A 26,242-nucleotide genomic window follows, 5' to 3' on the forward strand; every position below is an offset into this window, starting at 1 on the left:
TGCATCGAAAGTTCATCTTTTTTAGGTAGTATTCAGTCTTTAAACGCTATTCTCTGTACGAGTAGGGGATAGTGTACTGGTTGTCTTGTTATGCGAAATCAATACATTCTGTTAGTGGTTCTGTGGCTGGGCGGATTGAGCCTGGCTTCGGCACAAAACTATCCGTCGCTGGAGCGATTCGGAAAAAATCGGATTCAATATCGAAACTTCGAGTGGAAAATAATCCGTACCTCGAATTTCGAGATTTACTATTATCAGGATGGCAGCCAGCTTGCTAACCTGACGGCACAATATGCCGAATCGGAATTCGATCGAATTACCGAGCTACTTGGTTATACGCCTTACAATCGGGTTAAGGTCTTCCTCTTTAACTCACCTGCCGAACTTGCCCAGAGCAACATTGGCCTTAATTCGCAGAGTGGACTGAGTAGTCGGGAACAGAACCTGTCTAAATCGCGGGTTGAACTGGCGTTCACCGGTGATCAGATCAGCTTCCGTCGGCAAGTTGTACACGACATCGCCATGCTGTTTGTGTATGATATGCTCTACGGAGGAAGCCTGAAAGATGCCCTTCAGAGTTCACTTCTACTTACTCTTCCAGACTGGTTCATGCCTGGTATTGCCTCGTACATAGCCGAAGGGAATAGCCTGGAACTGGATGATTATATGCGGGATGTCTCGCTAACGCGTCCTGTCAAAAAGCCGTCTCTATTGGCTGGCGCTGAGGCTGAACGGGTTGGCCATTCAATCTGGAATTATATTGTGCAGCGGTATGGTCGAGACAATGTGTCAAATATCCTGAACCTGACACGTATAATCCGCAATGAGCAAAGCAGCATTTCCAGTACGCTGGGTGTGCCCTACAGTCGGTTTTTGCGTGAATGGCGAGAATACTACGCAGGTATGGCCAGTAGTATAGCCCAATCGTATCAACAAGGCACGGACGATTTTCAGCTCAAAGTAGGCTCTGCCGACGATAAGTCATCATTAGTGAGTCTGAAATTAAGCCCCGATAAAGCGTTTATCGCCTATACGATTCTACGAGACGGCAAATTCCATGTTGAGGTTGTCAATACGGCCAATTATAAAAAGTCGACGATTTTATCAGGGGGCTATCGGCTCGATGGTCAGGCAACGCATACCAGTACACCATTAGTAGCCTGGCAAAAAGACAACAACCTACTGATCATTACCGATGAACTAGGTGAAACAAACCTCTATCAGTTTAGCGGGTTTGAGAAACGAGCCAAGCGGGAATTTAAACGTAAGGTGACGGGATTATCCCAGGTTATCTGGATGGATGCTTCGGAGGATGGGGGCAGCCTGATTCTGAGCGCTGAACGGAAAGGGCAGAATGACCTGTTTCTGTATAGCATTAATCGGGGCTCCTATCAGCAGTTAACCAACGATTTGTACGACGATTTATATCCGGCATTCATTGGTCGCACAGCCCGCCAGGTAGTCTTCAGCTCGAACCGTAGAGAAGATACATTGGGTGTCGATAAAGGATCATACAGAACGGTTCGTGATTACATGTCGCTGTTCACTCATGAGGGAAGCGCCCGGGATTTATCGGTCGTTCGGCTGACGGATTCTCTTTCCCACGCAACGCAACCTATCCCCGCAGGTGAAACAACAGTTTATTTCCTCAATGATGTATACGGCATTCGAAATCTGTACCGGTTAAATACAGAAAGCAAGTCGTTGTCCCAAATAACGGCTTTTCCCCAAAGTATTCATTTATATGACCTTACGCCATCGAATGGTGGCTTCGTGTATAGCAGTTTAAAAAACGGGGATGAATACATAGGATTTCGTTCACAACTGAATATAAACCAATCGGTGCAGGTGCCTCCCACCCAGCGAAGCCTAAGCACAGTTCGCGCGAATGCAGCCCGTACGGGAGAAGTTAAAAGCGACACTGCCCGCCAAGCTGGTCGTGTGACGGCTGATACGAGTGCCGCTAGCCGCAATCAAACCAAGGCTGGCCAACCTGATCTAACTAAAAGGCTGGCTTTGGAGCCCGGCGAGGTAGATACAGATAACTATCAGTTTGATCCCGAGGTCCTAAAATCTGCCGAATATCGTCAACGTCGTACAACTGCAGGCGTTTCGCCAGGCCTGACAACAACATTGCCCCGAAATCGTCGCCGGGAAAATATCACAATCCGGGGTCCATTTGACTATAAAGGTACGTTTGGTATTAACGAAGCTCCCTCAAACTGGCGTATTGATCCTATCAAGGGCTTTGGCTATGCACAGGAAGTGACGTTGACCGATTTGTTGGAAAATCATGTGCTTCGTGCCGGTGGGTTCATTAGCCTGACCAACACATTGCGTAATAGCGATCTGTTTGCTGAATACACAAACCTGACACATCGCATTGATTATGGCGCGCGAATTGACCGCCAAACGCTGTTTGTTGATGGTGCTGGACTGCTTCAGAAATACCGATACAACCGCTTTGCCGTATCGGCTTCCTATCCGATTTCCGTCAATAGTCGGTTTACGGCTTCTCCATTTTATGCCCTTACGCGCCTGATCGATCTGTCCTCGTTTGCTGAGCCCGATCATGTATCCGATTATGCTGGTCTACGAGCGGAATTTGTTTTCGATAATACACAGGTGAACGGCATGAATATGCTGGTGGGTACAAAAGCCAAACTTCGGTTTGAAGAATATGCAGGCTTACGGTCTTCTTCGGATGGGTTCCGGCGCCTGTCGCTCGATTTAAGGCATTACCAGAAAATCCATCGCGATCTGATTCTTGCTACCCGTTTCGCGTTTAGCCAGTCTGGTGGATCTGCTCCCAAGAAGAGCACACTGGGTGGTATGGAAAACTGGATTGGACCCAATCCTAAAGAACAGATTGCGTCGAATCCGCTGCTGGTTCCAAACACGATGCGCAACGAAATTCCCTATGATTATCGTGATGTATTCTTCCTGGATTTTGCGGCTCCATTACGCGGCTTCCGGCAGGGCAAACTGACAGGTAACAGTTATATGCTCTTTAACGCTGAGCTTCGCCTGCCGTTGGTGCGATACCTGTATCGGGGTAATATAACCTCGAATTTCCTGCGAAATCTTCAATTAGTTGCCTTTACCGACATTGGCACCGCCTGGACGGGGAGTGGGCCTTTTAGTCAGCAAAATAGCCTGAATACGGAGGTTGTTGGTGGAGGAAGCATACCATTCCGGGCAATCGTAACAAACTTTAAGAATCCATTCCTGATTGGATACGGAGCAGGCGTACGGACTATGATTTTTGGTTATTTTGTTAAGTTTGATTATGCCTGGGGCCTTGAAGATAAAACAGTTGGGAAACCAATTGCGTACCTGACACTTGGCTATGATTTCTAAATAAACGCTACTATAGAACGTTCGAAGCCACTCATAAAGAGTGGCTTTTTTTATGCACTAATAGTAGCCGAAAAGTAAATTACTACTAAATGTAAGGCACCAGGACAGTATATTCGCCCGCTTAGGTAGCTATTTAAGCTATAGGTCCCTCCATAAATTGATCTACTCTCCCTCTTTTTGATCGCCTAGCTAAGCCACCATGGCTGTTGTAACTGTCTCTTTGTAATGATTGCAACACAAATAAATAAACAGAGCAAGGCTGTATACAATGTAGTTGGCATAGTTTTCGCTAACCACTTGGCGCTTCAACTACTCCCTATTGGGTTAATGCTATCAAGTGCATTCATGGCTATAATAACACAGTGGCAAAATAGTTACTTAGCGGTAAGTGTCTAGTAAACAGCATTTTAATGCGTATTGCGCAGAAGATCCGAAAAGTGGCTGTGATTTGGCATAGTTTTAGTTAATTTTTAGAAAGCAAAATAGCCCTTTTACACTCGATTAGCTTACCGTGACTTATATGCGGTCAGCTGGTCAGAATATTTATATATTCTGTAGAGTACTGTTTTGCACTGTGAGATCGTCCCAAATTAAGTTGCAGATGGAAGAAATGTCTACACTACACACAGAACGTCTTGAGCCTGTGATTTGCCGCACCGCTTCAGAGCAGGTCCGCCAATCTATTGGCATGAGTAATCAACTAGTTCGCTTTGCCGGACGGATAATAAGCCACATCTGGGGACTGATTCATGGGGGAATTCTTCCATTTCAGGCAGCTGTAGAGGCTGATGAAGCCTCTACCTCCTCGTTGTTATTGGCTCAGCCCGGACGTATGAAGAGCAGTACCCAGGATTTGGTAGGATTTGATCCGGAACCGCCCGATATACCCGATTCTGGGCCACCCGGGTACCCTGTTTATATCGAGAAAAAAGCCTATCATTTTTTTGCACAACGACCAATGAATGAGCAATTTATACTAAACAAGTCACCTCACGAAACGGCTCTGCTCGCAGATACGGGCGGAGGATTAGGCGCTGTGAGGTCGAAACCGCCAATGAGAAGCAACTTTTATCAGTTGCTATCCTCATTTGTCGATTCGGCTTCTGGCACAAAGAGACCCGTCCTGAAAGGGGCGTTGTCTGTATTCTCTCTTCTGTTGCTTTGGTTAGTTGGTTCACCCGTATACGCACAGGCGCAGGGAACCATTAACCTAAGCCTTCATAAGAGTATCAGTACACAGGCTCCAGTCATTGGTGACATTGTTACCTATACTGTTGTAGTGGCTAATGCACCAGGCTCCGTCACGGCAACGAATGTATCTGTACAAGATAAATTGCCCGTTGGTGGTGTGGCGTTCGTACCAGGATCTGCTACTGTTACACGCGGAACGGGAACCTACACGCCAACGGGTTCGGCAACAGCTACTGTTGGTAACTGGACTATTCCTTCTATTGCTCCGGGCGATTCGGCAGTTGTCGTTTTAAAAGCGACTGTTTTAGAACGGGGCGTTTGGTTTAATACGGCTGAAGTCATTGCAGCTGATCAGACAGATTCGAATTCAATTCCGAATAATCAGAGTCTGGTAGAAGATGATTACGACGCTGTTTGTTTTTCGGTACCAATTCTCTGGTACGTGGGTGACGAATATACGGTAACGATCCCATCTGGCTACGACCAGATTGTTTGGTATCGTGACAACACGCCAATTAGTACATCGGCGGTATCGACTTCACTAGCTGAGGTCAACAGCGATTTTTCCCTGACGATCAAAAGCCCAGGCACCTATCGGTTCGTAACCTACCGTGGTGGTTGTCCGGCTACGAACTGCTGTGACATTCAGGTCATTCAGGGACCTTATGGTAGTTTAGGTGATTATGTATGGAAAGACCTTAATAAGGATGGTGCACAAACAACTGGTGAGCCAGGTATAGATGGCGTTAAAGTTTATCTGTACGATCAGACCGGTACAACTAAGTTAGACTCAACCGTTACTGCTGGTGGCGGTAAATACCTGTTTGATAGCTTGACAGATGGCAAGTATGTGGTGAAATTTATTTCGCCAACAGGCTATCAATCTACATCGGTAAATGCCGCAGGTGTGACTGATGACTTGGATAGTGATGCTGGATTAAATGGTTTTACGGGCGTATATATGATAGATACGAGCCAGCCCGAATCCAGTACTGCACGAAACAATCCAACAGTAGATGCTGGGTTCTACCTGCCATCGGCTGGCTTGGGTGACTACGTTTTCGCCGATAATAATAAGAACGGTATTCAGGATGGCGGAGACACCCCAATTGCGGGCGTCTTGGTTACCTTATATACCAATGGCGTAGCCTCAGCAACGACGGTGACCAACGCCACTGGCTTCTATAGCTTCACTGGTCTGACCCCAGGCAGTAGCCTGAGCTACTCGGTGGGCTTCACGACACCAAGCGGTTACACGGCCACGTTGGCTAACCAGGATTCGGATGATGCCCTGGACAGTGATGCCGATCTGATTACAGGTCGTACCCAGTCGGTGACGCTGGCTGCGGGTGAGTTCAACCCAACCCTGGACGCTGGCTTCTACATTCCTTCGGCTGGCTTGGGTGACTATGTATTCTTCGATGCCAACAAAGACGGTATTCAGAATACAGGAGATACCCCAATTGCGGGTGTTGTTGTTACCTTATATACAAACGGTGTAGCCTCAGCAACAACGGTGACGAATGCCACTGGCTTCTACAGCTTCACAGGTCTGACCCCAGGCAGCAGCCTGAGCTACTCGGTAGGCTTCACCGCCCCAAGTGGTTACACCGCTACGTTGGCTAACCAGGGTTCGGATGATGCCCTGGACAGTGATGCGGATCCAATCACGGGCCGCACTCAGTCCGTGACGTTAGCCCCAGGTGAGTTCAACCCAACCCTGGACGCTGGCTTCTACATTCCAGGTGCTGGTTTAGGCGATTACGTCTTTGCGGACAATAATAAGAACGGTATTCAGGATGGTGGAGACACCCCAATTGCGGGTGTTGTGGTTACGCTCTATGTAAACGGAGTAGCCTCGGCAACAACGGTGACCAACGCCACTGGCTTCTACAGCTTCACGGGTCTGACTCCAGGCAGTAGCCTGAGCTACTCGGTAGGCTTCACGACGCCATCGGGTTACACGGCTACGTTATCTCATCAGGGTGGCAACGGTTCTTTAGATAGTGATGCGGATCCAATCACGGGCCGCACTCAATCGGTAACCTTAGCCCCAGGCGAGTTCAATCCAAATCTGGATGCTGGCTACTATCCATCATGCCCAACCAACTATAATTTGGTGGTATCGAATGATGCAACGATTTGTAATGGCGACTCAATTAAGCTAGTTGCTACGACTCCGGTCCCACAAGCTAAAGTTTGCTGGTACTTGACGCCATATGACGGAACCGCCTTTGCCATTGTTGGCAGCGGTGAAGAAGTTTCGGTTAAACCGACAACAACGACCGTTTACTATGTTGAGGTGACTACACCAGATGGATGTAAGAGCGCTCGTAAACCGGTTGTCGTTGAGGTTACAACGGTACCAACGCCAATTTGCCTGGGTAATACGAAAAATACCTGCCCAGCAACAACGGTTGATCTGACTAAAATTCAGGTAGAAAACCACAGCACTGGTTTGATTTACGAGTGGTACACGAGCATTGATCGTTCGAACGCTACACGGGTAACGAACCTGACGGCTGTAGGTGCTGGTAAATACTATCTGTTCGCTAAATCGGGTAATTGCTACAGCAACCCAACGGTACTAACTGTTGAAATTGTTGATTGCAGCTGCCAGAGCGTAGCTGGTGTAAATGTTGGTCCAGGTGTATTGTCCTGCTCTAACGATGCTATCCCGCTCAAAGCGGTACTGTCTGGTTCAGCAACGAGTGTAACCTGGTCGTCAAATGGTACGGGTGTATTTAGTAACCCATCCAGCCTGACATCGACGTACATCCCATCTGCTGCCGATATTACAGCAGGCAGTGTCCTGATCACAGCAACGACCAATGATCCAGACGGACAAGGTGTTTGTCAGGCAGCAACTAGCTCACTGATTGCACAGATCAGTAAGCGGCCAGATGCTCCTGTAAATGTGGCCTGCGACGATACACTGGTTTGCCAGGGTAGCAGCACGAAACTGATTGGCTTTGCTCCGGGTGCCAGAATCAACTGGTATGATGAAGATGGTAAGCTGATTGGTACAACACAAAGCGGAGGTAAACTGGTGGTAACGCCATCGAAAGCCGGTTCTGTTGTCTACTACGCTGAAGCCTTCAATGAGGCAGGTTGCGTAAGCACTCGCTCATCCCTGACGATCACCGTTGGCAAATGCCTGGCTGATCTGGGTATTGTGAAAACCGTAGTAACGCCTGGTCCATATAGTGTAGGTCAGAAAATTACGTATGCTATCACGGTTAAAAATAATGGCCCGATCACGGCTACTAGTGTGACTGTAAGTGAACTACTGCCAGCATCGCTGACATACGTAAGCTCAACACCTGTTGGTCAGTTCAGTCCGGCTACTGGAATCTGGTCAATCGGTACAATGACCGCTAATTCAGATCGTAACCTCCTGGTTGAAGCAACCATCGTTGGTTCCGGTTCGATTAAGAATACGGCAATTGTTAAAAGCCCGGACAATGATCCGAATCACACAGAGAACGATACCTCATCGGTTACAATCCCGGTTAATCCGTGCGCTGTTAACCCACCATCTATCGTGTGTGCAATCACCGAGATTTGCAAGGGTGGAACAACTACGCTAAGTGCGAAAGGTTGTGCTGATGGTACCGTGATCTGGTCTGATGGTCATCGTGGTTCGACAATTTTTGCGAGCCCAACGGTAACAACGATCTATACGGCTAGTTGCGTAGTTGGTCAGTGCACAAGTGCTGCATCGAACCCAATCACAGTAACGATCGTAGAACCACAAGCACCAACGATTACGGCTAGTGCCGATAATGTTTGCCCAGGTACTTCTGTAACGCTCACGGCGTCGGGTTGTGCGGGTGGCATCATCGAATGGTCTGATAAGGCGCAAACGGGTACATCAATTGTGGTAACGCCTTATGGCAAAACGACCTACACGGCGCAGTGCCGGATGGCAAGCTGCCTAAGCAACCCAGCGGTGAAAACGATCAATGTGAATACGGATAGTCCAACACCAACGATCGTTTGTAGCTCAACCGTTGTCTGCCCAGGTGAAGCCTTGACGCTGACAGTTGAAAACTGTGTGGGTACGCCCGTATGGAATAGCACCACGGCTACAACAACCAGCATCGTTGTTACGCCAACACTTGGTAACAATAGCTACTCGGTGTACTGCAAGAGCGGGGCTTGTGTAAGCAAGTCGTCTGCGGTGTACACGATCAAGGTTGTGGCTCCGGTTATTCCGACTGTAACAGCCAGCGCCGATACAATCTGTGCCGGTGGTTCAATTACCCTGACGGCTGCTGATTGTAACGGAACTGTCTACTGGAACGTAGGAGGTAAAACTGGATCGACCATCACGGTGTCTCCAACGGCTAACATTAGCTACTTCGCGCAATGTAAGTTCCGGAACTGCCTGAGCGATCCATCGAATACGGTGAATGTCGCAGTGGTAACCCCACAATCACCGATTGTTAAGGTTAGTAAGACGCTCGTTTGCAGCGGAGACCTGCTCTCTCTAACAGCTACAGGTTGTAACGGTACAATTCAATGGCATGGTGTTGATAAAGTTGGTGCCAGCATCAACATTTACCCAACCGAGACCAAAGAATACTACGCTACCTGCAAACAGGGTTCTTGTGAAAGCGAACCATCAAACAAGGTTCGTGTAACGGTCAATACCTCTACGGCTCCGGCCCCAACGATCACTGCATCGACACAGGCTATCTGTGATGGTGGTATCGTCTCGCTGACAGCCACGGGTTGCGAGGGTACGGTGAAATGGTCGGATGGTCAGACCGGTTCCATTGTTTCTGTAACAGCAACAACTGGCAACCACGAGTTCTATGCGCTCTGCAAACCAACTAGTGGTACGCTGTGCGGCACCGGGAAGTCGAATGTGATCAATATCAACGTAACTCCAACGCCAACGCCGACTATTGTTCGCTGCCTATGCAGTGCCGATACGATCTGCCCAGGTGAGCAAGTGAAGTTCTCGGTGAAAAACTGCCAGGGTACTCCTCACTGGAGCACGGGCGAAACGACAACGAGCATCGTTGTATCGCCAACTGTAACGACCGCCTACACAGTGTACTGTCAGGATGGTGTTTGCAAAAGTGCAACAACAGAAGGGCATACCATCACGGTAATCCTAATGGCGGTTCCAACGATTACTGCATCGGCTACAGCTGTTGAGCCAGGTGGTACGGTTACGTTGACAGCTACAGGTTGTGCTGGTACCGTAATCTGGTCAGCTAATGACATCAATGGAAATAACAAAGGTGCGTCTATCGTCGTGCGACCAGAAGGTACGCAGACTTACTATGCACAGTGTCAGTTCCGCGAGTGTCTGAGCGATCCGTCGATTACGATCATCATCAACCCAGGTGATTGCATAGCGAAAGCTGGCTCACTGGTAGCGGTGAACGGAACGGTTTGTGGTGGTACAAGTGGCACAGTAACGATCGGAGCAACGCTTAATGGTGGACTCGTTCAGCCAAGTGGTTATTCGCTCGTGTATCTGCTGTCGAAAGGCGGTGTAATTCGGCAAACCAGCATCACGCCAAGCTTCACTATCAATACCATACCGTACTTAGACGGCAGGAGTGATGGTGGATTATATACCATCCAAACGCTGGTCTATAACGCTAACGCAGGTGATAAGAACTACTTTGATCTGTCTGCAGTACACACCGGCATCACGACAACGGCCGATGTACTGGCACTAATTGGTACGAAGTGTGCTGATCTGGATAAAACAGGCGCGAAAGTGAACGTAACTGTGGTGGCACCACCAACGCTGTCGGTTGGCTCATCGCTCACGGTTTGCTGGGGTGGCCCTGTGTCGATCACCGCTACCGGTTGTGAAAATGGTACGGTAATCTGGTCAGATGGCCCTTATGGTTCAGTCTATTCAACGTCGGTTTATACCGAACGGGTATTGACTGCAATCTGTCAGATTGATGGTTGCCCAAGCAAGCCATCGGCATCTGTACACATTGTCATCGCTGCACCAACTATCCCGATTATCGTAAGCAACAAGTCAGCTATCTGTGTGAGCGAAGTACTTTCACTGACGGCTACAGGCTGCGAAAGTGGTAATTATGTCTGGTCGGATGGAACAACAGGCAGCACGCTGACTGTAACCCCGACCTCAGATGTAAGCTACCGCGTGAAGTGTAAAGTAGGTACATGCGAAGGTGACTGGTCTGCTTATACGACCATCAAGGTAGGTGCACCGTCTGCTCCAACGGTTTCGATCATTGGCGCTACGGCCAGCACGACAACCTGCTTCGGCGCCCCAGTAACCCTGGTTGCTGAAGGATGTTCGCCAAACAGTTACGTAACCTGGTCGAACAATGAAGTGGGTAACTCGATCACGGTATCGCTGGCTAGCTCAGCAACCTTCACGGCTCGCTGCTGCAACTCGAACGCTTGTAAGAGCGTACCATCGCAACCCGTTACAGTAACGGTTCTGCCGAAAGTGCCTCAGCCAACGGTAGCGGATATAACCAATGTATGTCCGATTACAACTGCTGATCTGTCTAAGGCAATCACGGGTAGCCCAGCAACAACGGGTGGTGTGTTCGAATACTACACAGACGCATCGTTAAGTGGTGCGTCGAAAGTAGCTGATCCAGCACACGTTGGTACCGGAACGTACTACGTTGTTGAACGGACTGTTAATGGTTGTGTAGGTCTGCCGGTTGCCATTCATGTGCAGATTACGACATGCACGGAGCCAACGCCTTGCGATGGACAGAATCCGGCAACAGCCAGTGCTGGCCCTGACGCCAGTGTGTGTGCCGCGAAGAGTTATCAACTGAGTGGTGTCATGGGTGGTGCGGGTAAAACCGCCCACTGGACCACCAGTGGTAGTGGTACCTTCGATAATTCGTATGCATTGAATGCGATCTATACAGCAAGTGCCGAAGACGTACTGTCGGGTAAAGTAACCCTGACCTTATCGGTAAGCACAAACAACGCAGCCTGCCCAGTGGCAACGGATGCTATGCTGCTGACCATCGACGGTATCAAGTCGATACCTGTTGTGACAGTAGTTGGTGCCCTGAACCTCTGCTACGGTGATTCGGTAACCCTGAAAGCACCAGCTGGTGCTTCGGGTTACAAATGGAGCGATAACGAAACAACTCAGAGCATCGTCGTGAAGAAAAGCGGAGTCTACAGCGTTCAACTTTACGATGGTAAAGGCTGTAGCTCGGTTAAATCGGATGCTGTGGTTGTGAAGGTTAGTGAGCCTGTTCTACCTCCGCTGGTACACAATCTGCGCAATACCTGCCCGTCGAAAATAGTTGACCTGACAACGGCTCTTTCTTCGACAAACCCAGGTAGCACGTATACCTATCGGATTTGTGAGTGTAGCACGTCAAACATCGTGATTCGTCCAGATTCAGTTTGCGAAGGCAATTACTGGATTGTTGAGAAAAACGCGCTGGGCTGTGTGAGCAAGCCATCTAAAGTGGTCGTTAAGGTGTTCAACTGTGCTACAGATACACTCAATACCGATGTTAGTATCGCTAAAACGGTCAGCACAGCCTTCGTGAAAAACGGTGAGCCTGTTACCTACACCATTACGGTGAGTAACGCAGGACCCCACACCGCGAAGAACATCGATGTTCGTGACGTACTACCTAAAGGACTGGAGCTGGTGCCTGCATCATCACCATCCTATAAGGTATCGAACGGCGTGATTACCCAAACGATCGATAGCCTGAAAGCAGGTGCTTCTACACAGATTGTGTTTGCTGCTAAGCTGCTGGTAAAAGGTCAGGACGTTGTCAACAAGGCCGAGATTACTTATCTCGACAACCAAGACACCAACCTGGCTAACAACAGCTCGAGTGTAACGGTGAAAGACACATCGGCTCAAAAGCACAGTCTGATTGGTTTAGCTAAAGCCGTACTCGGAACACCGAAAGCAATAGGTGATTCGCTCATCAAAGTCTCGTACCAATTTGTAGTAACGAACTTTGGTGATGACACGCTGAAGCATGTGCAGGTGGCAGATGACCTGGCCTATGCATTCTCGCCAAACACGGTGATCGATGCGAAAGTGACGTTGCCAGGTGTTAGCTCCTCGTTGAAACTGAATCCGGCCTTTACCGGAACGGGTAGCAACAGTATCATGCTTGACTCTACTAGCTATATCACGCCAGGTCATTCAGAACGGATCGTATTGGATGTGACGGTGAAACGGACTGCGGGTGATTCGACTAAGTCGTTCAATAACTACGGTATTGTAACGGCCTTCAATAGCCTGACAACCGTATCCGACATCTCGACGAGCGGTGGTGATGCTGACCCGGATAACGATGGCGATCCGACAAACAACACCAGTGCTGCCAGCTTCACACTGAACGCTGCACAGCCACAAGGACCAAGTATTGGCCTGGCGCTGGCGGTTGTTAAAGTAGAGCAGCTACCAGATAGTTCGTACAACGTCACCTACAAAGCGACGATCAAGAACTTCGGTGATGTGGATCTGAAGAATGTAAGTGTGACGGATAGCCTGAGTAAGGTATTTGCCTCGCCTGCTTCGTACAGTGTAGTAGGAGCGCCGGTAGTAGGCGCTGGTAGTACCTTAGTTGCTAATGCAGGCTTCGATGGTAATACACAACCCAATATTCTCGGTACCGCCAGCACATTAGCGGCCGGTGCACAGGATACAGTGGTGTTCGTTGTGAATGTGAAGACCAATGGAAACAACGGTCCGTTCTATTCCACAGCAACCGCTACGGGTACTACCCTCGATGGAAGTCAGTCGGTTCTGGATATATCCAACAATGGAATCGATCCAAACCCCGCAGGCTCTGTATCGACAACGGTTCGCTTCGATCTGCCGAAAGGCTTGCTTGGGGTAGCTAAATCGGTTGGTACGCCAACGCTGGTTTCAGAAGGTGTCTACGACATTCCGTACACAATTATTCTGAGCAACCTGGGTAAAGTAGCCCTCAAGAAGGTTCAGGTAGTGGATAACCTCTCCCAAGCCTTTGGACATGGCGCGCTGATTGTCAGCAATCAGATTTCAGTTAGCGGTACAGGTACGATTAGTGTTGATCCAACTTACTCGGGTCAGGGTCTGATCACCAACATGCTGGTTGATTCGGCGAGTACGCTGGCGGTAGGTGCAAAAGCAACCCTGAACTTCACCGTTCGTGTGGATGTGAAGAGTGCTGATTCGCTTACCTTCTACAACACGGCGCTGGCATCGGCCTTAACGCCGACAGATGAGGTGGTAGAAGATGTATCAACTGCTGGTACCAATGATGACCCAGATAATGACCTGGATCCACGCAACAACAGTCAGTCGACTCCGATTGTGTTGAACAGTCTCTCGTCTACGTCGTATATTGGTGTCGCTATGTCGGTTCGTGATACGGTTCGTCAGGCAGATGGTAGCTTTAACGTAACGTATCAGATTGTAGTGAAAGCCTACGGTCCAGATCCGCTGAAAAATGTGAGCGTGAGCGATACGCTGTCGAAGGTCTTCAACAACCAGACAGGATCGACCTACCGAGTGGTTAGTGCACCGATTATTACCTCAACAGGTAGTGCGCTGAAACTGAACCCGAACTTCGACGGTGGCAATGACCCCGTAATCGTTCTGGGCGACAGCACCAGCAAGCTGGCAGCGGGTAAAGTCGATACGATTCAGGTAGTGGTGAATATCGCTTCGAACGGTAGCACAACAACGTTCCTGAACTCAGCGTATGCGCAGGCAATCGCTAAAACAGGTACGGTTAGTGATGTGTCGACGAGTGGTTTGAATCCTGACCTGAATGGAAATGAAAACCCAACCGATTCGAACGAACGCGAAGCAACGGCGCTGAATCTGCCACCAACGTATTTGGCTATCTTCATCCCAGAAGGTTTCTCGCCAAACGGTGATGGTATCAACGATCTGTTCGTGATTCGTGGAACCGCTGGCCTGACTGTTAGTCTGGATGTTTACAACCGCTGGGGTCATCTGGTGTACGCCAACGCCGATTACCACAACGATTGGGATGGTAAGCCTAATTCGGGTATTGCAGTCAGTTCGGATTCGAACGGCCTACCCGACGGAACGTACTACTACGTGATTAATTTGAGCGATGGACGCAAGTTTGTACGATACATGACGATTAACCGCTAATACCGATGTCAAACCAGTTTTCAAATAAACGTTGGGCAGTCGTGCTGCTACTGATCCTTGGGATCGGTAGCAGCCAGGTCCGGGCACAGCAGGACAAAATGTTCTCGCAGTACATGTTCAACATGATGGCCCTTAACCCGGCCTACGCCGGTAGTCGAGATGTGCTGAGCATGTCGGCCCTCTACCGGAACCAGTGGACTGGCTTACCGGGCGCGCCCCAGACAGCCACCTTCACGATGGATATGCCCCTGAATAATGAGCGGGTGGGCGTCGGATTACAGCTTTACGGCGATAAGATTGGTGTGATTCAGGAAGCCGGTGCATTTGCTTCCTATGCCTTTCGGATCAAAGTAGGAGCTAAATCAACACTTGCATTGGGTTTACAGGCGGGTGCCTCGAGCTATCAGGCTAATCTGACGGAGGTGAAAACCTCGCCCGATAACCAGCTTGATCCGGCTTTTGCCAGTAACATCTCGAAGATCCTGCCGAACTTCGGAACGGGTATCTACCTGAGCAACGACCGGTCATACCTAAGTTTATCCGTGCCTCGCCTGATCAAGAACAAGCTAAGCGAGTATAACGTAGGGGATTATCGGTCGGTGCAGGCTCGTCAGGCCTACTTAGCAGCTGGTTTTGTCGTTGGCCTAAGCCCAGGTATCAAAATGAAGCCGTCGATGTTGGTGAAGTATGCCGAAGGCGCTCCACTGGGTTTTGATGGCAACATTAACTTCTGGTTTGCCGACCGTATTTCAATTGGTGCCTCGATTCGCCGGAACCAGTTTTCTACCTGGACTAAGTTTACGACCGATGCTGTTGTTGGCATGCTGGAGGTTCAGTTAACGGATCAGTTCCGTTTCGGGTATGCCTATGATCACACGATGAACGGGTTACAGACTGTTGCTCCAAGTTCGCATGAGATTATGATTCGGTATGAATTCGGTTTCGGTAAGAACCGTATCCTGACACCGCGTTATTTCTAAGAGAAAGCGAAAGAGTGAAAAAGTGAAAGAGCGAAAAGCCAATTACAAGGTTTTTCGCTCTTTCACTTTTTCACTCTTTCGCTTTTATTTTCGGCTCAGTATTTGCTTGTTCATACGATATATCCTCTTAACTTGTATAGGAGAGTATATCGTATCTTTTTCTGTTCTGCCGATTACCAACTTGCATAGTGTATGACACGAATTATCCCTATCATCGCTCTCCTCTGGCTACTTGTGAGTCCGTTGATGGCTCAGTCGCTTATTAAACAGGCGGACCACCAATTCGACCAGTTAGCCTACACCAAGGCCATTGAGTTATATGAGCAGGCTCTTACCAAACAGACATCCATGTCGGAGGCCGATCGTATGGATGTGAAGGCTAAATTAGGGTATAGCTATCAGCAAACGCGTGACATGCCCAATGCAGAGCGCGTGTACCATGACTTAGTGAGTGGGAAAGAACTACCGGCTGAGTACACCAAATGCTACCTGTTTTATGCCCAGGCATTAGCCAGTAATGGAAAATATAAGGAGGCCCAGGAAGCCTACGATAAATACGGGAATATGCAGACCGGAGATAAACGGGCTCCATCTTTTTCAAAACTTTATCGGGATGTTAACGCCCTAACTAAAAATGCAGGCAGCTACAAAGTTGAGTTTTTGAGCATGAACACCCGCCGGGCTGAGTTCAGTCCAGTAATGTATAAAGAGGGATTGGTATTTGTATCGGCTGGTACGGGCGGCAACGGGATCAAACGGGTTTTCAAATGGAACAACACACCCTTTCTGGATTTGTACTACTTACCAGATACAAAAACCTTACGAGGCTCAAAAGCGTCGAGTCTGGGTGGTAGTAAAGTATCGGCCAAACGGGTACGAACCCAACTGATCCGCCCGCTCGGTAGCGACGATTTTACGGCTCCTACTGCCAACGATACAAAAACGGTTGGCTTCTACGGGGGCAATAATATCAGTTTAGGCTACGAAGATCAGCCCATTAGTGAGTCTGATCGGTTTAGCCGGACGCTGAATACAAAATACCACGAAGGCCCGGCAACGTTTACGAAAGATGGCTCACGGGTAATCTTTACCCGGAATAACTTCAACGAAGGTCAGTACCGAAAAAGCAGCGATGGGGTAAATAAATTAAAACTCTACACCGCTACGCAAACGAGTGGTATCTGGAGTAAAGCCGAAGAACTGCCCTTCAATAGTGATGAATATTCGACCGGGCACCCGGCACTTTCTAAAGATGATCAGCTCCTGTATTTCTCGTCGGATCGACCCGGTGGAATGGGTGGTACTGATATCTACGTCTCGAAATGGATGAATGGCAAATGGAGTGAACCCGTCAATCTGGGTAAAGAGGTGAACACAAAAGGGAATGAACTCTTCCCATTTGTAGACGAAAAAGGGAACATCTATTTCTCCTCCGACGGCCGTCCTGGCCTGGGAGATCTGGATATATTTTACGCACAACTTACACCCGATGGCCAGCAAGGACTACTCTCTCGTAACCTGGGCGAACCATTGAACTCACCCAAAGATGATTTTGGAATTGTAACGGATGGCAACCGGATGGCTGGCTATTTCAGCAGTAACCGCAAAAACGGCGGTGCCGATGATGATGTGTACCGATTCACGCGTGATGGGGCGTTATATCCCTGCCGCGAATTAACCGTAAGTGTTACCGATGCTGACTCAAAGCAGCCACTGGCTAACACATTAGTAGCCATGGATAATGCAGTTAACGACAAACAAAAACAGCTTAAAACCGACTCAGAGGGATTGGTTCGTATTTGCCTGGACGTTGACAGCGACTTTAAATTCTTAGCCAGCCATGAAGGGTACGTTGAGAGCAAAGTTGGTTTTTCAACAAAAGACCTGTCAGATGACCAACCGTCCCGTCTGGAAATCCCGCTCTCGAAGCCGAAAGAAGTCGCCGAAGTAACTGCTATGACTACATTGCGCGGGCGGGTAACCACCCAGACAGACAAAATGCCGATTGCAGGTGTAAAAGTTGTATTGGTGAATGAATGTGATGGTAGCTCGCAGGAGACCACTACCGGGCCTGATGGTAGCTACGAGTTTGCCGTGAAACCGGGTTGTAATTACTCCCTCGAAGCGATGAAAGATAATATGGGCACGACTGGAAGCCACATTACCAAAGAAGGTACTGGCTCAACGGATCTGACTATGTTCAAAAAAGGAGATGTAATTAAAATCGATAATATCTATTACAATCTGAACAAAGCGAATATTCGCCCTGATGCGGCTGCTGAGTTAGATAAAGTGGTGGAATTGATGAAGAAATACCCAACCATGACCATCGAAATGCGGTCACACACCGATAGTCGGGCAACGGCGAAGTATAATAATACCTTATCGACCAATCGGGCTAAGTCGGCCGTAGCCTATCTGAAATCCAAAGGGATTCCGGCTAAACGAATGGTAGCGAAAGGCTATGGTGAAAGTGAATTATTGAACAAATGCAAAGACGGTGTGAATTGTATTGAAGAGGAACATCAGCAAAATCGCCGGACGGAGATTAAAATTCTGAAACTGGATTAAGAGATTAGGACACAGACCGGGCCGCCGGAGCGGATGCACTAAGACGCACAGGGATACACAGAGAAAAATGATAAAACTCCGTTTATCTCTGTGCGTCTTAGTGCATCTCTGTGTCCCAGCCTTTTTAATGCCTTAGGTTTTTCCACCAAAACCTCGCAACTTGTTTCTTTATTTCAACGTCCTTATGCGCATTGGTTTCCGTACGTCAGTTGCTTCTTTTTTAATTGTCAGTTTTCTCCTCTTTTTGGGTTCAGGGGCCTATGCACAGAAAGAGGTTTTATATTCCCAATACCTATTAAATCCGCTCAGTATCAATCCTGCTTTTGCCGGAAGTCGCGAGTCGTTTCACCTGACGGCTTTTCTCCGGCGTAAATGGATCAGCGTCCGGTATGCACCCGTCACTCAGAGTGTTTCGGCCGATGGAGCTATTGCACACGGTAAAGTCGGGTTAGGGTTTCAGGCCTTAAACGACCAAATGGGTGTTTTTACGGCCCAGGGAGTCTATGGAAGCGTTGCCTATCGGTTCAACTTACCGGCACTGGCCAAATTGTCGATTGGTGTTCAGGGCGGGGTTAGTATTCTGCCATTGGCTAATTCAACCACAATTGGGAGCATCAATCGAACGATGGGTAGTTTTGGGGTCGGGATTTATTATCAGTCTGATCGCTTTTTTGGTGGTATTTCGGCACCTGAACTGAGCGGGCAGGTAACCGATATAACGGGGCAATACTTGTACAAAAGTGTTCGGCCTATTATGATTCAGGCGGGCATGCCAATTGAAGTAGCCGAAAATACGGTACTGATCCCATCCGTACTTATTTCTAAAATAGCTGATCGTTCACTGGGTTTCGATATTAATCTTCGGGCGTGGTTTAATGAGCAGGTGGGACTAGGTCTATCGTATCGACAAAATAGCCCTGGGCTTATTTCAACAAATTATGTGCAGGCTCTGGCTGAATATCAGTTAACCAAATCAATCCGGCTGGCATACATTTTTAACTCTCAAACGCCAGAGAGCCCCAATGCGATGCAATACGATCAAAAGAGCGTTCATGAAATCATGCTTCGCTTTGCGCCGAATGTCCTAACGTTTAAATACTGATAGGTTGGCCTGATCGCTTGTCACCTTTTCAACGAAAAAAATGGTAAATTGGCCCACTGGAAACGTAACAAGACGCCCGATTGAAACCTTCTAATGAGATTTTTAGGGCCGACATGTTGCGGTATCTGTCTGCCAATAGTCGTATGCCTAATCAATCAGTTATTCAGAATCTCTACATTCCCAGCGATCTAGATCGGGAGTTTCCGCTTGCTCCGCATTTTGTGCAGGCGTTTGGGAGTTATCCGAACTATCTTCATTTCAATGACGATTTTAAGCTCTCTGCGCAACAATTGTTAGATACGCGGGGATTTGTGTTAATCAATCACTCAATCCGCGTTACGGACCAGGGCTGGCATGCTATCGAGCGAATTTACCAACATGAAGAAGGTATCGTTCTGAAAGCGGAATTTGTTGGCGAGCGGTTTTTTCGGCTGTATGGCTATTACCGCGATGAAGTATCAGCAAAAAACCTGCTGGATGGATTTCAGGACCATAAGTACGTACACGAAGATAATCAGACGCACATTTATCTGATTCAAAGTGGTTTGGGCGGTCTGCATACTGAACGGGTTGAGATTCTTCCTCCCGATATTGACCTCGATCTTCACTATAACGACGACTTCCCGGCGGTTCATGAACGTCTGGTTGGCCTATTGGCTCAGCCCAAGAGCAAGGGACTGATTCTGCTCCACGGTGAACCCGGAACGGGCAAGACCACCTACATAAAACACCTCAGTTCGCTGGTTAAAAAGGACATGCTCATTCTTCCTCCCTACATGACCAACTACCTGACATCGCCCGAAATCATTCCGTTTCTACTGGATAACAAGGAGTCGGTATTGATCATTGAAGATGCCGAACGGATTCTGCAATCACGCGAAGCTGGTGGCGACACGAACAGCGTTTCAAATATCCTGAACCTCACGGATGGGCTATTGGCAGACTGCATGCACATACAGGTCATTGCCACCTTCAACGCCAGCAAGCATCTGTTAGATAAGGCACTACTCCGAAAAGGGCGTCTGATGGTCGACTATGCGTTTGGTAAATTAGCTCCTGCCAAAGCCAACAACCTGCTCACGCACCTGGGTATGGAACATCGCACCAAGGAACCTATGACGTTAGCCGACATTTTCAATTTAGATGAACAAACTGTATCGGGCGAGCGTCAGGAAGTGAAGATGGGGTTTTGATTTGAATCGCCCACTCATTCGTCAAACGGCCAATTTAGTATAAATCACTTTCATCAATACCCGCCGTTTTTAGAGGGCTTTCAGTAGGCCTGTTTTAAGCGGTTGGTTCCCATCCTTCTTGTTCTAATAAACGGCATAACTCTTTGCCAAATACTTGTTTCATATGGCAATTTCCATAATTCGGGCATCGGCATCAGCCGTTGGTTCATCCACATCGATTGAAAGGCAACCTTCTACAGCTTCATATAAGTTCTGGAGCAACTCATCAAACGTATCACCTTGTGTCATGCAACCGGGAATAGATGGTACTTCGGCCCAATAACACCTTCTTCGGCATTGTGAACAACTACTTTTAGGTTCATAGAACAGATTGCTATAGTATCTATCAAAGATACATAATTTGAAAGTCACCCCATCCGGTTCGCTTTCCACTTGCTGCCTTTAGCCGCTACCTGAACAGGTGTGCCATTCGTCTTTGGTTTCTGATTTTCCATTAGCCAGGCTGCCAGCACTGCCGCTAACTCGGCTTCAGTGGCATCTGGCTTAGGGGTTAGCTTATCAGGTGTGAAATACTTGCTTACGAAACCTGTGTCGAATTGGCCGGATCGGAAGGCGTCGTGTTCCATCACAAACCGGCAGAAAGGAAGCGTTGTTTGCACACCCGAAATCTGGTATTCGTCGATGGCCCGGATCATTTTCTGGATGGCTTCCTCACGCGAGTCGCCGTAAGTGATGAGCTTGGCAATCATGGGATCGTAATAAATCGGGATGGCCATGCCCTGCTCGAACCCGTCGTCTACCCGAACGCCGTTGCCTTGTGGCCGGATGTAGGTATCGAGCGTGCCCACGTCGGGCAGGAAATTGTTGGCTGGATCTTCGGCATATACCCGCACTTCTACCGCGTGACCTTTTATCTGTAAATCTTCCTGCTTAATCGTCAACGGTTTGCCTTCTGCGATGTAAATCATCTGTTTTACCAGGTCCACACCCGTAATCTGTTCAGTAACCGGGTGCTCAACCTGAAGGCGCGTGTTCATCTCCAGAAAATAAAAATCAAGCTTGTCGTTGACAATAAACTCAACCGTTCCAGCGCCATAGTACCCACAGGCCCGGGCAACATCAACGGCAGCACGACCCATCGCGTCGCGAATTTCGGGCGTCAGAATCGCCGATGGGGCTTCTTCGACTACTTTCTGGTGCCGTCGCTGTACGGAGCACTCGCGCTCGAACAAGTGAATAATATTGCCGTGCTGATCGCCCAACACCTGAATTTCGACGTGCCGGGGCGAGGTGACGTATTTCTCAATAAACACCGATCCATCACCAAACGCCGACTGGGCTTCACTCACGGCACGATCCATCTGCTCATCGAATTCCTCCTCATTCTCTACCACGCGCATCCCTTTTCCGCCACCGCCTGCGCTGGCTTTAATCAGTATTGGATAACCGATTTTGGCCGAAATTACTTTGGCTTCGGCACGATCGGTAATAGCCGAGGGTGTGCCCGGTACCATCGGGATATTGTAGTTGGCCACGGCCGCTTTGGCCGCTAGCTTGCTACCCATAACCTCAATACTTTCCGGGGAAGGACCAACGAATAGTAATCCTGCCTGACGAACGGCGCGGGAAAAATTGGCATTCTCCGAAAGAAATCCATAACCTGGATGAATGGCATCGACGTTCAGTCGTTTACACACCTCAATGATAACATCGGCCCGTAGATAGGATTCCGTTGAAGGAGGAGGGCCAACACAAACAGCCTCATCGGCGTACCGAACATGGAGGGCATTACGATCAGCCTCTGAGTAGATAGCTACCGTCCGAATGCCCATCTCGCGGGCGGTTCGCATAATCCGTAAGGCAATTTCACCCCGGTTAGCAATAAGGAGTTTTTTGATTGTCATTAACTGATTAGTTATCGTCATTCGTGGTCATAAGATTGTCATTTCTGGTTATAACGTTTAATGACCACGAATGACGATAACTGACCAGTTAATGGCAATCTTATGACCAATAATACAAAACGATTATCGAATTGAAAATTTGCGCTACCGAAAGTTAACCGTATTTTTGCATTTACTCCGTAAAAAACAAGGGTTTGCCCTGATAAACAATAATAAAAAGTGGATTTATTTGAGAAGCTACGTAACAACTTAGGTCCCATCGGTTCGCCGGCACGGGAGTTCAATGGCCACCATTATTTCGCGTTCCCTAAACTAGAAGGCGAACTTGGCCCCCATATGCGTTTTCGGGGCAAAGAAGTGTTGAACTGGAGCCTGAACAACTACCTTGGTTTAGCCAATCACCCCGAGGTTCGGAAAGCCGATGCCGACGCATCAGCACAGTGGGGGCTGGCTTATCCAATGGGTGCCCGCATGATGTCGGGGAATAGTGACCTCCACGAGCAGTTTGAGCGGGAACTGGCCCAGTTTGTTGGGAAAGAAGATGCATTTCTGCTAAACTATGGGTATCAGGGTGTTATGTCAGCTATCGAAGCCGTTGTTGACCATCGTGATGTAATCGTCTATGATGCCGAATGCCATGCCTGTTTGATTGATGGTATCCGGCTGCATAAGGCTAAAATGGGTGAATACTACAAATTCAACCATAATGACATGGCTAGTCTGGAGAAGAACCTCCAGCGGGCCACCAAACTAGCCGCCGAAAAGGGGGGCAGTATTCTGGTGATTACCGAAGGCGTATTTGGCATGTCGGGCAAAGTGGGCAGTCTGGATAAGATTGTTGCTTTAAAAGAAAAATACGAATTCCGCTTATTGGTTGACGATGCACACGGCTTCGGCACTATGGGCAAAACGGGTGCCGGTGTTGGCGAAATGTTGGGTTGCCAGGCGGGAATCGACCTGTATTTCTCAACCTTTGCCAAGTCGATGGCCGCTATTGGTGCGTTTATCGCTGCCGATCATGACATCATCATGTACCTCAAGTATAACATGCGCTCGCAGACCTACGCGAAAGCATTGCCTATGCCTTATGTAGTGGGTGGTCTGAAGCGGCTCGATATGATCCGTAACTCGTCGGAGTTCCGGGATAAACTCTGGACGAATGTTCGGGCTATCCAAACTGGCCTGCGCGAACGTGGCTTCGATATTGGCGATACAGAATCGCCAGTAACTCCAGTATTCCTGCACCATATTGAAGGGGGCGTTGCTGAAGTTGCCACCTTAACGAAAGACCTTCGTGAAAATATGGGTGTGTTCTGTTCAATTGTGGTGTACCCGGTTGTTCCGAAAGGAACAATCATGTTACGCATCATTCCAACAGCTGCTCATTCCCTGGAAGATGTAGAATATACCCTAAATGCCTTTGCTCAAATGGGTGATAAACTTAAACGCGGTGTTTACCGGGAAAATATAGCGCCAATAGCGCCAAAAACGCTCGAAGTATCGGCCGAAGCAGCCACTGAGTAGGGTTTTTGTGAAAAAATTGGATTTTTTGGTCATTTTTTTGTCTAAGCTATTGCGCTGTATGAGAGAATGACTAAATTTCAGCCGAAAACCGCGTTTTTAGCGGAATTTGGGCATTTTTCACACACTTAAACCCATACGTATCGCTATGGCACGCTTCGATGAAGTAAAGAATTTGGTTATGTCGCTGGAAGGTGATTTCGAGAAGTTCTACGAAAAAAATAACCAGGCTGCCGGTACTCGCGTTCGAAAAGGAATGCAGGATCTGAAAACGCTGGCGCAGGAAATCCGTTCAGAAGTTCAAAATACAAAGAACGGAGCCGCGTAAGCAACGGTTTTCCAGACCGTAAAAGACGAAAACTCCCTCGTCAGACAGTATACTGTCTGACGAGGGAGTTTTCGTCTTTGTAAAGATTGGTTCGTTAGTCCGTCAACCAGGCGTTTCTACCTTAAACGATCTTCTCTTTGTGCATTAACGTTGCAATGCCTTTGGTTGTGACTTTGCCGGTCTTCACATCCCGGATTTCGCCCAGAATTTGCGCTGTGTGTTTTGCCGGGTCAATGGACTGTACGGTGAACGTGGCTTCATAATCTGTATCGACAAACATAGGTCGCAGGAACTCTAGTGTTTGGCCTAAATAAACCGAGCCATAGCCCGGAAACTCCGTACCCAGCACTTTCGTGAATACGCTGGCCCCCAGCATACCATGAATAATAGGTCGTTTAAAAGGGGTTTGGGCAGCAAAGTCAGGATCAAGGTGAAGTGGGTTATTATCACCCGTAACGCGGGCAAAATCGGCTACTTCGGCCTGTGAGAACCGAAATGCGTAGCGATGAATAGCATTAAGTCCAAATTCCATCTGGCGTAAATGAATAATATAAAATGAGTAATGTATAATAACTATGGGGCAAAGGTCGCATAGGTAAAGGAATCATTACCCATTTTACATTATCCATTTTACATTATTCATTACCAACTCTGCATTATACATTATTCATTGGGTCTTACCTTCGTACCTAATTATGCTTACGAAACTGTTTTCGCTCAATACGGCGGCTTCTAAACGCGTATTTGGGTTGGATGTGATGCGGGCACTAGCCATCCTGATTGTGGTGGATGCACATGCTACCATTGCCTTGAAAGAATACTACAATGGGCTTTTTATTCATCATCTGCTGCCCGATGGTGTTGAATTGTTTTTTGTTTTGAGTGGCTTTTTAATCGGGGGTATTCTGATTCGGTCCTACGAAAAAAAGAAACGCTTTGATCGCGAGTTACTGCTCAATTTCTGGACGCGTCGGTGGTTTCGCACCTTACCTAACTATTACCTGGTACTGGGTGGGTTAATTCTGACGGCCTTGCTTCGTGCCTGGCGAAGTGGCCTGCACCATACGTTGCCCCCCGCCGGAACCCTGATTAAATACTTTTTCTTCGTCCAGAATTTCGCCCAGTTTGTGCCTGATTTCTTTCCGGAAACCTGGAGCCTGGCCATTGAAGAGTGGTCGTATATTACGCTCCCTTTGGTGCTCTGGATTATGCATAGCCTGTTTTCAGCTCAATGGTCGCGGCAACGGATCGTACTGGCCACCATCCTCCTGATCATTATTGGTACTAATTTGTACCGCTTTATTACGGCTATCCAGATTCCAATTGAGGAAGGAGAGTTAGGCTACCGGGGTATTGTTGTCACTCGGCTGGATGCTATTTCGTATGGCGTACTGGCTGCATATGCCAAGCATTACTTTCCGGCTCAATGGATGAATGAAGCATTACGACGCCGACTCCTGGTTATTGGCCTGCTCATGACGGTACTGGCTGCATTTTCGGCCTCCATTCTTATTATCGGCTACTATGTTCACCTGGGCGTTTTCCCCGCCTATACCTTTTTCAAGCGCACATTTTACTTCCCACTAATTGGGTTCAGTATGGCTTTGTTGGTACCCTACATGGATGGGTGGCGTACGGCTACCGGCTTGTGGGCACGCTTTGGCATTGCCCGAGCCATCACACACATAAGTCTGATTTCGTACTCAATGTACCTGCTGAATCTGACTCCAATCATGCTAAACGTTGTGGAGCGAATTCCGACAACCTCCTTGGCTACGGGTTGGCTTAAAGTAGGCTTGTTCTGGGGGCTGGTATTGATCCTCTCAACGCTTTTATACAAGTTCTTCGAGAAGCCCGTCACCGAACTCCGCGACCGATTGTCCGCTAAAGAACCTACGCAGTTAGTAAATGAGCACGGGGCAGGGGGCGAGGAGCACGGGGTACAAAGTCATTAGTCCCTGCTCTA

The 26,242-nt window shown here is 48.4% G+C and carries 12 protein-coding genes; 9 read left to right on the forward strand and 3 right to left on the reverse strand.

Features of this window, described 5'->3' with window-relative positions; translation table 11 throughout:
* The first annotated feature begins 90 nt into the window (after window positions 1-90).
* From ACYVGO_RS30535 to ACYVGO_RS30560, 6 genes are all read left to right on the forward strand, one after another.
* The gene (locus ACYVGO_RS30535; RefSeq protein WP_460972559.1) at window positions 91-3,360 is read left to right on the forward strand and encodes a hypothetical protein; all 3,270 of its coding nucleotides are present in this window, start codon (window positions 91-93) and stop codon (window positions 3,358-3,360) included.
* A gap of 688 nt (window positions 3,361-4,048) precedes the next feature.
* Entirely contained in the window at window positions 4,049-14,677 is a 10,629-nt protein-coding gene (locus tag ACYVGO_RS30540; RefSeq protein ID WP_460972560.1) for an SdrD B-like domain-containing protein, read from the forward strand.
* A gap of 5 nt (window positions 14,678-14,682) precedes the next feature.
* Entirely contained in the window at window positions 14,683-15,657 is a 975-nt protein-coding gene (locus ACYVGO_RS30545) for a PorP/SprF family type IX secretion system membrane protein (RefSeq protein ID WP_142774698.1), read from the forward strand.
* A 192-nt stretch (window positions 15,658-15,849) separates the two neighbouring features.
* Window positions 15,850-18,228, forward strand: coding sequence for an OmpA family protein (locus tag ACYVGO_RS30550; protein WP_460972561.1), 2,379 nt, complete (start codon window positions 15,850-15,852; stop codon window positions 18,226-18,228).
* Between the two features lie 184 nt (window positions 18,229-18,412).
* Window positions 18,413-19,330, forward strand: a complete 918-nt coding sequence (locus ACYVGO_RS30555) for a PorP/SprF family type IX secretion system membrane protein (protein ID WP_460972562.1) — start codon at window positions 18,413-18,415, stop codon at window positions 19,328-19,330.
* 113 nt (window positions 19,331-19,443) lie between these two features.
* Window positions 19,444-20,523 carry an AAA family ATPase gene (locus ACYVGO_RS30560; RefSeq protein WP_168207940.1) on the forward strand — a complete coding sequence of 360 codons (1,080 nt, stop codon included), beginning with the start codon at window positions 19,444-19,446 and terminating at the stop codon, window positions 20,521-20,523.
* Between the two features lie 159 nt (window positions 20,524-20,682).
* Here ACYVGO_RS30560 and ACYVGO_RS30565 read toward each other — a convergent pair whose 3' ends face one another.
* On the reverse strand, window positions 20,683-20,811 hold the full coding sequence (locus ACYVGO_RS30565) for a hypothetical protein (protein WP_256366005.1): 129 nt from the start codon (window positions 20,809-20,811) through the stop codon (window positions 20,683-20,685).
* Window positions 20,812-20,930: 119 nt separating this feature from the next.
* Window positions 20,931-22,427 (reverse strand): acetyl-CoA carboxylase biotin carboxylase subunit, encoded by a 1,497-nt coding sequence (gene accC / locus ACYVGO_RS30570; protein ID WP_460972563.1) that lies wholly within the window; start codon window positions 22,425-22,427, stop codon window positions 20,931-20,933.
* Window positions 22,428-22,646: 219 nt separating this feature from the next.
* Here accC and ACYVGO_RS30575 point away from each other — a divergent pair, with 219 nt between their 5' ends.
* Together ACYVGO_RS30575 and ACYVGO_RS30580 are read left to right on the forward strand one after the other, a co-directional pair.
* Complete coding sequence (locus ACYVGO_RS30575) at window positions 22,647-23,951, forward strand: aminotransferase class I/II-fold pyridoxal phosphate-dependent enzyme (RefSeq protein WP_142774692.1); 1,305 nt, start codon at window positions 22,647-22,649, stop codon at window positions 23,949-23,951.
* A 145-nt stretch (window positions 23,952-24,096) separates the two neighbouring features.
* Complete coding sequence (locus tag ACYVGO_RS30580; RefSeq protein WP_142774691.1) at window positions 24,097-24,276, forward strand: histone H1; 180 nt, start codon at window positions 24,097-24,099, stop codon at window positions 24,274-24,276.
* 121 nt (window positions 24,277-24,397) lie between these two features.
* On the opposite strand, the gene ACYVGO_RS30585 is transcribed toward ACYVGO_RS30580, so the two are convergent.
* On the reverse strand, window positions 24,398-24,808 hold the full coding sequence (locus ACYVGO_RS30585) for a MaoC family dehydratase (RefSeq protein ID WP_460972564.1): 411 nt from the start codon (window positions 24,806-24,808) through the stop codon (window positions 24,398-24,400).
* Between the two features lie 163 nt (window positions 24,809-24,971).
* Here ACYVGO_RS30585 and ACYVGO_RS30590 point away from each other — a divergent pair, with 163 nt between their 5' ends.
* Complete coding sequence (locus ACYVGO_RS30590; protein WP_460972565.1) at window positions 24,972-26,231, forward strand: acyltransferase family protein; 1,260 nt, start codon at window positions 24,972-24,974, stop codon at window positions 26,229-26,231.
* Window positions 26,232-26,242 lie beyond the last annotated feature (11 nt).

The sequence above is a fragment of the Spirosoma migulaei genome (assembly GCF_054776855.1).

Excerpts from the sequence above, each read along its gene's own strand:
- ACYVGO_RS30580 (WP_142774691.1), top strand. The coding sequence starts at position 24,097 with ATGGCACGCTTCGATGAAGTAAAGAATTTGGTTATGTCGCTGGAAGGT.
- ACYVGO_RS30540 (WP_460972560.1), top strand. The coding sequence starts at position 4,049 with ATGAGTAATCAACTAGTTCGCTTTGCCGGACGGATAATAAGCCACATC.
- accC (WP_460972563.1), bottom strand. The coding sequence starts at position 22,427 with ATGACAATCAAAAAACTCCTTATTGCTAACCGGGGTGAAATTGCCTTA.
- ACYVGO_RS30555 (WP_460972562.1), top strand. The coding sequence starts at position 18,413 with ATGCGCATTGGTTTCCGTACGTCAGTTGCTTCTTTTTTAATTGTCAGT.
- ACYVGO_RS30550 (WP_460972561.1), top strand. The coding sequence starts at position 15,850 with ATGACACGAATTATCCCTATCATCGCTCTCCTCTGGCTACTTGTGAGT.
- ACYVGO_RS30590 (WP_460972565.1), top strand. The coding sequence starts at position 24,972 with ATGCTTACGAAACTGTTTTCGCTCAATACGGCGGCTTCTAAACGCGTA.
- ACYVGO_RS30585 (WP_460972564.1), bottom strand. The coding sequence starts at position 24,808 with ATGGAATTTGGACTTAATGCTATTCATCGCTACGCATTTCGGTTCTCA.
- ACYVGO_RS30535 (WP_460972559.1), top strand. The coding sequence starts at position 91 with ATGCGAAATCAATACATTCTGTTAGTGGTTCTGTGGCTGGGCGGATTG.
- ACYVGO_RS30565 (WP_256366005.1), bottom strand. The coding sequence starts at position 20,811 with ATGACACAAGGTGATACGTTTGATGAGTTGCTCCAGAACTTATATGAA.
- ACYVGO_RS30545 (WP_142774698.1), top strand. The coding sequence starts at position 14,683 with ATGTCAAACCAGTTTTCAAATAAACGTTGGGCAGTCGTGCTGCTACTG.
- ACYVGO_RS30560 (WP_168207940.1), top strand. The coding sequence starts at position 19,444 with ATGTTGCGGTATCTGTCTGCCAATAGTCGTATGCCTAATCAATCAGTT.